The sequence below is a fragment of the Pedobacter sp. UBA5917 genome, from assembly GCF_002432345.1.
Classification (GTDB): domain Bacteria; phylum Bacteroidota; class Bacteroidia; order Sphingobacteriales; family Sphingobacteriaceae; genus Pedobacter.
In genome coordinates, this window is the sequence record NZ_DJDT01000251.1 from 1 (window position 1) to 10,492 (window position 10,492).

General features: G+C 40.6%; 8 protein-coding genes. 6 read left to right on the forward strand and 2 right to left on the reverse strand.

Translation table 11 applies throughout. The annotated features are described in order from the left end of the window. Together bglX and B2V92_RS16895 are read left to right on the forward strand one after the other, a co-directional pair. On the forward strand, window positions 1-1,891 hold a 1,891-nt coding region (bglX, locus tag B2V92_RS16890), incomplete at its 5' end, for a beta-glucosidase BglX (protein WP_293310288.1). 274 nt (window positions 1,892-2,165) lie between these two features. Continuing rightward, window positions 2,166-2,945, forward strand: coding sequence for a prolyl oligopeptidase family serine peptidase (locus tag B2V92_RS16895; protein WP_293310290.1), 780 nt, complete (start codon window positions 2,166-2,168; stop codon window positions 2,943-2,945). Window positions 2,946-3,057: 112 nt separating this feature from the next. Here the strand turns inward: B2V92_RS16895 and B2V92_RS16900 are convergent, their stop codons facing one another. Both B2V92_RS16900 and B2V92_RS16905 read right to left on the reverse strand, forming a co-directional pair. Further along, entirely contained in the window at window positions 3,058-3,786 is a 729-nt protein-coding gene (locus B2V92_RS16900) for a YebC/PmpR family DNA-binding transcriptional regulator (protein WP_293310292.1), read from the reverse strand. Window positions 3,787-3,887: 101 nt separating this feature from the next. After that, the gene (locus tag B2V92_RS16905; RefSeq protein WP_293310294.1) at window positions 3,888-4,832 is read right to left on the reverse strand and encodes an NAD-dependent epimerase/dehydratase family protein; all 945 of its coding nucleotides are present in this window, start codon (window positions 4,830-4,832) and stop codon (window positions 3,888-3,890) included. Between the two features lie 587 nt (window positions 4,833-5,419). Between B2V92_RS16905 and B2V92_RS16910 the strand changes: the two genes are divergently transcribed. From B2V92_RS16910 to B2V92_RS16925, 4 genes are all read left to right on the forward strand, one after another. Continuing rightward, window positions 5,420-5,980, forward strand: a complete 561-nt coding sequence (locus tag B2V92_RS16910) for a sigma-70 family RNA polymerase sigma factor (protein ID WP_293310296.1) — start codon at window positions 5,420-5,422, stop codon at window positions 5,978-5,980. Window positions 5,981-6,086: 106 nt separating this feature from the next. After that, complete coding sequence (locus B2V92_RS16915) at window positions 6,087-7,109, forward strand: FecR family protein (protein WP_293310298.1); 1,023 nt, start codon at window positions 6,087-6,089, stop codon at window positions 7,107-7,109. A gap of 193 nt (window positions 7,110-7,302) precedes the next feature. Further along, window positions 7,303-10,233 carry a TonB-dependent receptor gene (locus B2V92_RS16920; RefSeq protein WP_293310300.1) on the forward strand — a complete coding sequence of 977 codons (2,931 nt, stop codon included), beginning with the start codon at window positions 7,303-7,305 and terminating at the stop codon, window positions 10,231-10,233. A gap of 49 nt (window positions 10,234-10,282) precedes the next feature. Next, window positions 10,283-10,492, forward strand: a 210-nt coding sequence (locus B2V92_RS16925; RefSeq protein ID WP_293310302.1) for a twin-arginine translocation signal domain-containing protein, incomplete at its 3' end; no start/stop codon positions are given.

Genomic DNA, 10,492 nt, shown 5'->3' on the forward strand with positions numbered 1-10,492 from the left:
TACCGTACAAAAATCAGCACGCGTGGCGGCTATAGAAGCCAGTGCAAGCGGTATTAACTGGACTTTCTCCCCTATGGTTGATATTTCGAGAGATCCACGCTGGGGGCGTATCTCGGAAGGTAGTGGCGAAGATCCTTATTTAGGTTCGCAAATTGCCGCAGCCATGGTAAAAGGCTACCAGGGTAAACTTCAGGCCAATAACGAGATTTTAGCCTGTGTAAAACATTATGCCCTGTACGGTGCTGCAGAAGCTGGTAGAGATTATAACACTACCGATATGAGTAAAGTACGCATGTACAACGAATATTTTCCACCTTATAAAGCCGCGGTTGATGCCGGTGCTGCCAGTGTAATGGCTTCTTTTAACGAAGTTGATGGAATTCCTGCAACCGGAAGCAAATGGTTGATGACCGATGTTTTACGCAACCAGTGGGGCTTTAAAGGTTTCATCGTTACGGATTATACCGGTATCCCTGAAATGATTGCACATGGTATGGGCGATTTACAAACTGTTTCTGCTTTAGCTTTAAATGCAGGTATTGATATGGACATGGTTGGAGAAGGCTTTTTAGGTACACTGAAAAATTCTCTGGCCGAGAAAAAAGTGGGCATCGCTCAGATCGACAGAGCCTGTAGATTGGTACTTCAGGCAAAATACAAACTGGGTTTGTTTATCGATCCTTATAAATTCTGTAACCCTGAAAGAGCAGAAAAAGAAGTTTTCAGTCCGGCTAACCGCCAGGTTGCACGCGAAGTTGCAGGCGAAAGCTTTGTATTGTTAAAAAACAACAATAACATACTTCCACTTAAAAAATCGGGCACTATTGGTTTAATCGGTCCGTTGGCCGATAATACAGCCAACATGTATGGCACCTGGAGTGTTGCGGCCCTTTTCGACAAATCGGTAACGGTATTGCAGGGTTTAAAAAATGCTTTAGGCAGCAATGCGAAGATTATAACTGCACGCGGTGCCAATTTTCTGGCCGATTCTACTATGGAGCACCGTTATGTAAACATCCACAACCCTACTTATAAACGCGATCCGCGCTCAGAGGCCGACATGATCAAAGAAGCTTTGGAAGTTGCGAAAAAATCGGATGTAATTGTGGCTACCATTGGCGAGGGTTCTGAATTTACCGGCGAAAGCAGCAGCGTAACCGATATCCAGATTCCAGAAACACAGAAAAATCTGTTAAAAGCGTTGGCTAAAACAGGCAAACCGGTTGTTTTGGTATTATTTACCGGCCGTCCGCTGGCATTAAACTGGGAACAGGAAAATATCCCGGCAATTTTGAATGTTTGGTTTCCGGGCAGTGAAGCAGGAAGCGCAATTGCCGATGTACTTTTCGGCGATGTTAATCCATCGGGTAAACTGAGCACAACTTTTCCTCAAAACGTAGGTCAGGTGCCACTTTATTATGCACATAAAAACACTGGTCGTCCATTGGCAGAAGGTAAATGGTTCGAAAAATTCCGTTCCAATTATTTAGATGTGAGCAACGATCCTTTATATCCTTTCGGTTTTGGCTTGAGCTATACTCAATTTAATTATAGCGACATTAAATTAAGTTCGAATACCTTAACCAAGGGAAAAACGATCACCGCATCGGTTACTTTAAGTAATACAGGTAAGTATGACGGTAAAGAGGTTGTTCAATTATACATTCAGGATTTAGTGGGCAGCATTACCCGTCCGGTTAAAGAATTAAAAGGTTTCCAAAAAGTAAGCTTAAAAGCTGGCGAAAGCAGAACAATTACGTTCAATATTTCGGAAAACGACCTTAAATTCTACAATTCAGACCTGAAATTTGTGACAGAACCCGGTGATTTTAAATTATTTATCGGTACCAACTCACGCGATGTAAAAGAAACATCGTTTACACTGAAATAAAAATATTTTGGTTAGGTTACGAACCCTGTGCTATTGTATTGTAGCCAGGGTTTCTTTTTTTTACAGTGATCGTCACCCTGAATTTATTTCAGGGTCTATCTTGCCGGAAAGATGCTGAAATAAATTCAGCATGACGATTGCACTAGGCAAAGCGTTTAAAAATTGGTCGTAATAAAATGTTACTTGAACTTATCTGATGGCAAATAGCCTATCATTAAATCAACCCTACACCATATATTATTGTAAAGTAATTAAGGTTTCCTATTTTTGTTGCATGAAAAAGATTATTTTAACTATCTGCATTCTTTTTTCAGTACTCTTTTTAAACGCTCAGGATTTTAAAAAATACGACAGGGGAAGCTATATCAAAGGGAAAGATTCTATTTACTATAGAATACTATTCCCCGAAAACTTTAACCCTGATCAAAAATACCCCATCATCTTCTTTTTGCATGGAAGTGGCGAGAAAGGTAACGATAATGCCAGTCAGTTGGTACATGGAGGAAAACTGTTCTTAAAACCCGATGTGCGCAAAAATTTTCCTGCCATTGTAGTTTTCCCGCAATGTCCACAGAACGATTTTTGGGCCAATGCCAATTTTGAAAAAGATGCCAACGGTAAAAGAAAGATCAGCTTTGTAGAGGGAGGCAAACCCACCAAAGTAATGCATGCCTTACAGGGAATGGTTAAAAATTTCCTTAAAAAGCCTTATGTAAACCGGGATCAGGTTTATGTTGGTGGCTTATCAATGGGGGGCATGGGTACTTACGAACTGTTAAGAAGAGAACGCCGTAAATTTGCCGCAGCCATTGCCATCTGTGGCGGAGACAATACCAATAACATCAAAAAGTATCAAAAAACACCGTTATGGATTTTCCATGGTGCAAAAGATGATGTGGTTGATCCGGCATTCTCAATTGCCATTGCCGAGCGTTTAAAAACAGTTGGCGATGAAGTAAAGTTTACCCTTTACCCAAATGCCAACCACAACAGCTGGGATAGCGCATTTGCAGAACCTGAGTTATTGAGCTGGTTGTTTTCGCATAAGAGATAGTTTCTCAGACTTCGCATACAAACCTATCAGGTTTTTGAAACCTGATAGGTTTAGCGAAAAAAAGGGTCCCGATTTTACACCGGGACCCTTTTTCAGTAAATATCAATTGCTGTTATTCAGCCATATTGTGATAAACTGCCTGCACATCATCATCTTCCTCTAACTTATCAATCAGTTTAAGTACATCGGCTGCCTGCTCTTCTGTAACCTCGTGGTGCGATAAGGCAATGCGCTCCAATTTAGAGCTTTTTAACTCAATGCCTTTTTCTTCTAATGCTTTTTGTAGCGAACCAAAGTTTTCGAAAGCACCCTGTGCAACCGCGATATCGTTTCCATCCTCATCAGCCTCTACATAAAGTTCTTCTAAACCCGCATCGATCAATTCAAACTCCAGTTCTTCCAGATCTAAACCATCAACTGGTACAAAACGGAAGATAGATTTACGATTAAAAACGAAATCCAATGAACCTGTTTTACCTAAAGAACCGTCGGTTTTATTAAAATAACTGCGAACGTTTGCTACTGTACGGTTGGTATTATCGGTAGCTGTTTCAATCAAAACCGCAACACCGTGGGGTGCATAACCTTCGTAAACAATTTCTTCGTAGTTGGCCATCGATTTATCAGATGCACGTTTGATAGCTGCCTCTACCCTATCTTTCGGCATGTTTACCGCTTTCGCATTCTGTATCGCAGTACGTAAACGTGAGTTGGTTTCCGGGTGAGGCCCAGATTCTTTCACTGCCATTACGATATCTTTACCAATACGCGTAAACTGAACCGCCATTTTGGCCCAACGCTTAAATTTTCTCTCTTTTCTAAATTCGAATGCTCTTCCCATTGTTTTAGTTCTGATTGGTTAACTGTTTAATTGTCCAAATCGGTTAACTGCACCATGCAGTGATTTAAACAATTAACCGATTTAAACTGTTAACCAAAATATTATTTTTTTAAATTATTTAACATGTCAATTGTAAGTTTCGATAAATCGAACTCTGGTTTCCATCCCCAGTCTTTTGCCGCATAATTATCATCGATAGAACGTGGCCAGCTATTTGCAATCTGCTGACGGGGATCATTAGCCGCGTAAGATAAGGTAAATTCCGGAATATGTTTTCTGATTTCTGCCGCCAAAACCTCTGGTGTAAAGCTTACCCCTGCGAAATTGTAACTGCTGCGTACCGAAATCTGATCTGCAGGTGCATCCATCAGCTCGATGGTTCCGCGGATCGCATCATCCATATACATCATCGGTAATTCCGTTTCAGCACTTAAAAAACTCTGGTAACTTCCTTTTTTAAGGGCATCGTGGAAAATGTGGATCGCATAATCTGTAGTTCCACCGCCCGGGGCAGCTTTCCAGCTGATCAGCCCAGGATAACGGATACTGCGTACATCCAATCCGTATTTCTGGTTATAATATTCGCACCAACGCTCTCCGGCCAGTTTACTAATCCCGTAAACCGTATTCGGATCCATTACACAATATTGCGAGGTATTATCTTTTGGCGAATTCGGGCCAAATACCGCAATAGAGCTTGGCCAATATACTTTTGCCGTTTTATATTCTAATGCCAAATCCAAAACATTCAGCAAACCGTTCATATTTAAATCCCAGGCCAACTTTGGATTTTGCTCGCCCGTAGCCGATAATAAAGCAGCCAAAAGGTAAACCTGAGTTGGCCTGTATTTATGAAAAATACCGTTGATCATTTCTTTATCCAGCACATTCACAAATTCAAACGGTGCAGAGTTTTTAATGTCGTAATCGGGCCTGCGGATATCACATGCAACCACATGATCATCACCATATATTTTACGTAACATGGTTACCAGCTCGGTACCAATTTGCCCGTTAGAGCCTAAAACAACAATTTTTTCTTGCATAATTTTTTAGAGAATGAGCAAAGGTAAAAAAATGGGATAAAAGGCGATAAAATTTTTATACTTAGTGTATATTATGAGGTTAAACTGGCTAACTGTATTATTGGATTGTTCTATTGCCGCATTGTTAAATTGTTAACTTCAAATTGCCAACTGAAAACTGTTAAGGGCGGTTAATGGAATAAATTGTTTAATTGTTCTACTGCTGCAGTGCTAAATTGTTAACTGCAAATTGCCAACTGAAAATTGTTGTGAATGGTTAATTGTTTACCCTTCGACTACGCTCAGGGGGTTAACTGTGCATGCAAACTGCCTATTGGATTGTTTAATTGTTAAATGGCTAAATTGTTAAAGCAAAAACTTACCTGCTAAAAATCCTGAAACAAATCCAATAGCTATCCGATCAGGATGACGGAATTCGGGAGACATGCCAATTAACGCTCAGCGCCTGTCGCCATACGCTAAACCTTCCAACATTAAAACCTTTCAACTTTCCAACAATGAAACAATCAAAACAATAAAGCCATCGCACGATAAAACATTAATTTTATTACATTTACTATCATTATCATCCCGAACAGCCAAATTAAATGCGTCCCTTTGAGCCTGACAGATCTGAAGATTTACTTAACCGCCTAAAACTGGGCGATAAGCAGGCTTACGAGTACATCTATTTTGCCTTTAGTAAGGAGCTACTTTATGCGGCCTATAAAAAAACGGGCGACCGCGTAATTGCCGAAGAACTGGTGCAGAATATTTTCATCTCCCTGTGGGAAAAACGGCTGGATCTGCAGATCAACAATCTCCAGGCTTATTTATTCGGGGCCTTAAAACTAAGCGTAATCAACCACATCCGCAGTTTGGTGATGGAAAATAAGTACATGGAGTACCAAACCCTCACCTATTCCGAAAACCATCAGGATACTGCTAACCTTGTTGATCTTCATGATCTATCTTCCATTATTGAAGAAGGTATCAACTCTCTGCCCGAAAAAACACAGGAAGTTTTCAGGCTCAGCCGTTACCAGCACCAATCAACCAAAGATATTGCCAACGGTTTAAACATCACCGAAAAGGCTGTAGAGTACCACATTACCCGTTCCATCAAGCGGATAAAAGAATACATCAAAAATTTCTACATCTTTTTATAGCTGATTATCAGTTATTTACAAAATAATTTACTTTTTTCATATTTCACCTTTAGGGGTTAGCCCCCATTGTGTTACTGGTATAGTATAAAGCCAAATATTCTTCCTTATGAATCAGAAATCATTTTACGATTTACTCAACCGTTACGAAAGCGGAAATTGTACCGAGGCCGAAAAGCTTTGGGTCGATAAATGGTATCATAATTTAAATAACCGGAACTTTAAAGATTTATCGTCAACTGCGCTGGAAGAAATGCAGGCAAATGTTTGGCTCAACCTCAATAACACTGAACAAAAGTCCGCACCGGCTTTAAAAGTTAAAAAATTGTGGCCTAAATTTGCTATTGCTGCTTCCATCATGGTTGCGTTTTTTATTGCAGGCTTGTACCTGGCCAATTATAACCGTGCCGAACAATCCTTTTTAGACGAAAATGCAAATCTGAATTTAATCAGCAAAACGAACGAAAGCGACAGCACCATGGTAATTGCGCTTAGCGACGAAAGTACCGTAACACTTAAACCACAGGCGAACATTATTTATCCAAAAGTTTTTGCAGCCAACAAAAGAACAGTTTATTTAAAAGGAAGTGCATTTTTCTCGGTGAGTAAAAATCCGAAAAGGCCTTTTTATGTGTACAATCAAAAATTGGTGGTAAGGGTTTTGGGAACCAGTTTCTGGGTTAAATCGGCTACCGATAAAATGCCTGCACAAGTTGCCGTAAGAACGGGAAAAGTAAGCGTAGCAGAAAACCAGAAAAGCTCGCTGTTTAGTTTCGCAGAAAAAAAGCTGGCCAAACCGATCCTGCTTACCCCCAATCAAAAAGGTATTTTTACAGATCACCACCTAAATAAAACACTGGTAAGCAAACCTATTCCTTTGGATGAGGCTTACAACATTCCAACAAGCGTAAGCTATAATTTTAAAGAAGAAAGCATTAAGGAAATTTTCAAAACCTTATCCGAAGCTTATGGCATCCAGATAAAATCGGATAACGAGCAGATATCAACCTATACTTTTACCGGAGATTTGAGCAAAAAAGGGCTATATGAGCAGCTCGATCTGATCTGCGGAACCATATCAAGCAAATATTATATCCAGGGAACCAGCATTGTGGTTTCCAATAAAAACTAACCAAATTATATAAAAATTATGAAGAAAAACTACCCAACCAACAGTCCGTAACCGCGGCGCATCTTCCATAATATTTTTCTAAAAACAAAGCCGACAATGTGGGGCATTGCCGGCGAGTTAAATACATAGAAATGTATTCATGGTATTCCTATGTCCAATAAATCCAATCATTTAATGAACAATAACCAAATTTATGAAAAAAAATCAACTTATTTCGCTGGCGATATATGCAATGAGAGTTTCGATTTACCAAATACTTGCAATAATAATTTTTAACTGTGCTGCATTTGCCAAAAATGTGGGCGCGCAGGAATTTTTGAATAAACCAATTTCGATCAAAGCCGATCAAACCGATATTAAAACCATTATAGAAAAAACCGAACAACTGGCCAACGTTAAATTCGTTTACAGTCCGCAGTTAATTAACTCTGGCCGCAAAGTTTCTATCAATGTAGTTAACCAAAAACTTAAATACTTTCTTGAGAATTCGCTAAAACGTTACGACGTGGGATATAGGATAGTAAAGGATCAGATTCTGCTCTATTCTATTCCCGCCAATAACAACCTCGAACTCTTAAAAGCCTTCGAAGGTATCGTAACCGGAAAAGTAACCGATAGTAAAGGCAATCCTATTCCGGGTGTATCCGTTACTGTTAAAGGCAAATCAATCGGCACTACTACCGACGAGAATGGCGCTTTTGCCTTAAAAGGTTTAACTGTTGATAGCCGCGTTTTAGTAGTGCGTTATGTGGGTTTCATTTCAAAAGAAGTAAATCTATCTGCTGGCAATGCCGACGAAAACCTGAACATCAGTTTATCAGAAGATAACCTGCAATTGGAAAGTGTGATGGTAACCGGCGGTAACCCGAAGAAAAAACTCGAAAGTAGTGTGGCATTAACTTCGGTGAGCAATAAAGACATTACCAACAGGGCGCCATTAAACAGCACCGATCTTTTAAAAGCAATACCGGGTTTAACCGTTGAGAGTACAGGTGGCGATGGTCCGGGCAACGTTTGGGTAAGGGGATTTCCACAACAGGGCGGTTATATTTTCCTGGGTATCCAGGAAGATGGTTTGCCACTCTTACCAACCGGCTTCAACACCAATCCATCGGTAGATCAATATTACAAAACTGATTTAACCATTCAGAATATCGAAGCCGTTAGAGGTGGTAATGCTTCTATTATCCAGGCCAACACGCCCGGAGCCGTGGTAAACAACATCAGTTATGTGGGTGCCGATAAACAGTATGGTCAGTTTAAATTCACCACGGGTTTTTCGCAGGGTTTATACCGTTTTGATGGAAATACCGGTGGTAAAATAAACGATAACATTAAATACAACATCGGTGGTTTTTACCGTACCGATAACGGCGTGGTAGATCAGGGTTTTAATCCGGCCAACCAAGGCGGACAGATTAAAGGTAACATGACTTTTAATTTCAAAAACCATAAAGGCTTTATCCGTGTATATGGTAAATACCTGAACGATAAAGTGCAGTTTCTTTTAACCAGTTATTATCCTTACGATGGTACCGGAAAACCAACCACTTACCGCGATTATGATATGGCTTCGCAATCAATCGTTCCTTTACAAACCGAATGGAGCTATAACGATCCCGCAACAGGCAACCACAATTTCAGCTTAACGGATGGTATCCATACCAAATTGGGATCGGGCGGTTTCCAGTTCAATTACTTAACCGATAGCGGCTGGCAGATTGTTAACAATTTCCGTTATCAGAATACCCACACCAACTCTACTTATACCGTTCCGGCAGGTATAGCCGCCAGAACAGCAGCAACGCCATATTATTACCCAGGTGGCGCAGTTGCACCATTTGTGGCCGGCGATTATGTAATTACTTCATCAGCCAACGGACAGATCAACAGCGATGTGCAGATTGTAGATTATTTAGACCTGAAAAAAACCATTAAAAACCACAGTTTGGGCATTGGCGCTGGTATCCACCAGTATAACCGCGATGATTTACGTTATGCTTTCCGTTCTTTTTCTGAATTTAAAGAGCATCCGAGCATCATTTTGCAATCGCCTACTGCAGGAGAGCGTACTATCCAAACAAAAAACACTTTTATAGGCGATACCAGAACTTTATCAGCCTACGCTTCCGATGAGATTAAAATCAATGAAAAATGGCGTTTAGATATCGGTGCGAGGATTGACAACCAGAATGTAAAAGGCGACAGACCGTATTATGCATTAAATACAAACGGAACGGTTAATACCACCGCCGCTGCTACCGCAACAATTTTGGGCTACACCCCTTACGATGAAACTTTAACCAATTGGTCTGCCTCGGTAGGTGCCAATTATAAAATCAATTCAACTTCGAGCATCTTTGCAAGGGCAACCAAAGCATACAATGCACCTAACATTGGCGATTACAATGCCGCGGCTTACAATCCTGCAAACATTAAAAAACGTCCGGTTTATTTAGGTGAGGTAGGCTTTAAATATGCGAAAAACAACCTCGCTATTTTTGCATCAGGAAGTTACTCAGCCATCAAAAATGTATCGTTAACCATCAATGTGCCTACAACTGCTGCTGGTACACAGGCTTTGGTTGCATTCGGTTCTACTCGTACCTTCAGTGCCGAATACGAAGTTTCGTACAAAATTGCCAAACCGCTTAGTTTGCGTTTAACCGGAACTTTACAGGATTCTAAATACACCGATTACGAAGCTTCTACCAAAGGAAACGCTGCTGTACTGGCCGAATTTGGCGATCGTACCTACAGCTTTACCGGTAAAAGAACAGAACGCGTACCCGTTTTAAATACTGAGCTTGGTGCCAACTACGATTACAAAAATTTCAACTTATATGTAGCGGCAAACTATGTGGGCAGCCGTTTTACTTCTCCTAGCGACAGTTACAGGTTACCAGCTTATGTGGTAATGAAAGCCGGGGCAGGATATAATTTCACTAAAAAAGTTTCTATAAGATTTTGGGCAGACAACTTGTTAAATGCAAAAGTGCTGACAGAGGGCGATGTTCGCGGAGATCAGTTCAGGGATTTCTCGACTGTTACCCCTGGCACATTGATGATCGGCAGAACATTACTTCAACGTACTTTCTGGGGATCATTGGCTTATTCATTCTAACAAATCAAACCGGAGTTTACGCTCCGGTTTTTTTAATTCTAAAAACATCATGACAACAAGAAGATCATTTTTACAACAGGCAGGCTTAGCAGGTGCGGCCGTTTTTTTAAGTCCATCTATTATTACATCAGCCCTGGCCCAACCGGCCAAACTTTCAAAAATCGGTATCGGTCTTTTCACCTTACGCGAGCAGTTAACCGCCGATGTAAATGCCACCATCCAACACGTAGCCGAAATCGGTTACAACCAGGTAGAAACC

Coding starts and splice junctions, on each gene's coding strand:
- B2V92_RS16905 (WP_293310294.1), bottom strand. CDS start 4,832: ATGCAAGAAAAAATTGTTGTTTTAGGCTCTAACGGGCAAATTGGTACC.
- B2V92_RS16900 (WP_293310292.1), bottom strand. CDS start 3,786: ATGGGAAGAGCATTCGAATTTAGAAAAGAGAGAAAATTTAAGCGTTGG.
- B2V92_RS16920 (WP_293310300.1), top strand. CDS start 7,303: ATGAAAAAAAATCAACTTATTTCGCTGGCGATATATGCAATGAGAGTT.
- B2V92_RS16910 (WP_293310296.1), top strand. CDS start 5,420: ATGCGTCCCTTTGAGCCTGACAGATCTGAAGATTTACTTAACCGCCTA.
- B2V92_RS16895 (WP_293310290.1), top strand. CDS start 2,166: ATGAAAAAGATTATTTTAACTATCTGCATTCTTTTTTCAGTACTCTTT.
- B2V92_RS16915 (WP_293310298.1), top strand. CDS start 6,087: ATGAATCAGAAATCATTTTACGATTTACTCAACCGTTACGAAAGCGGA.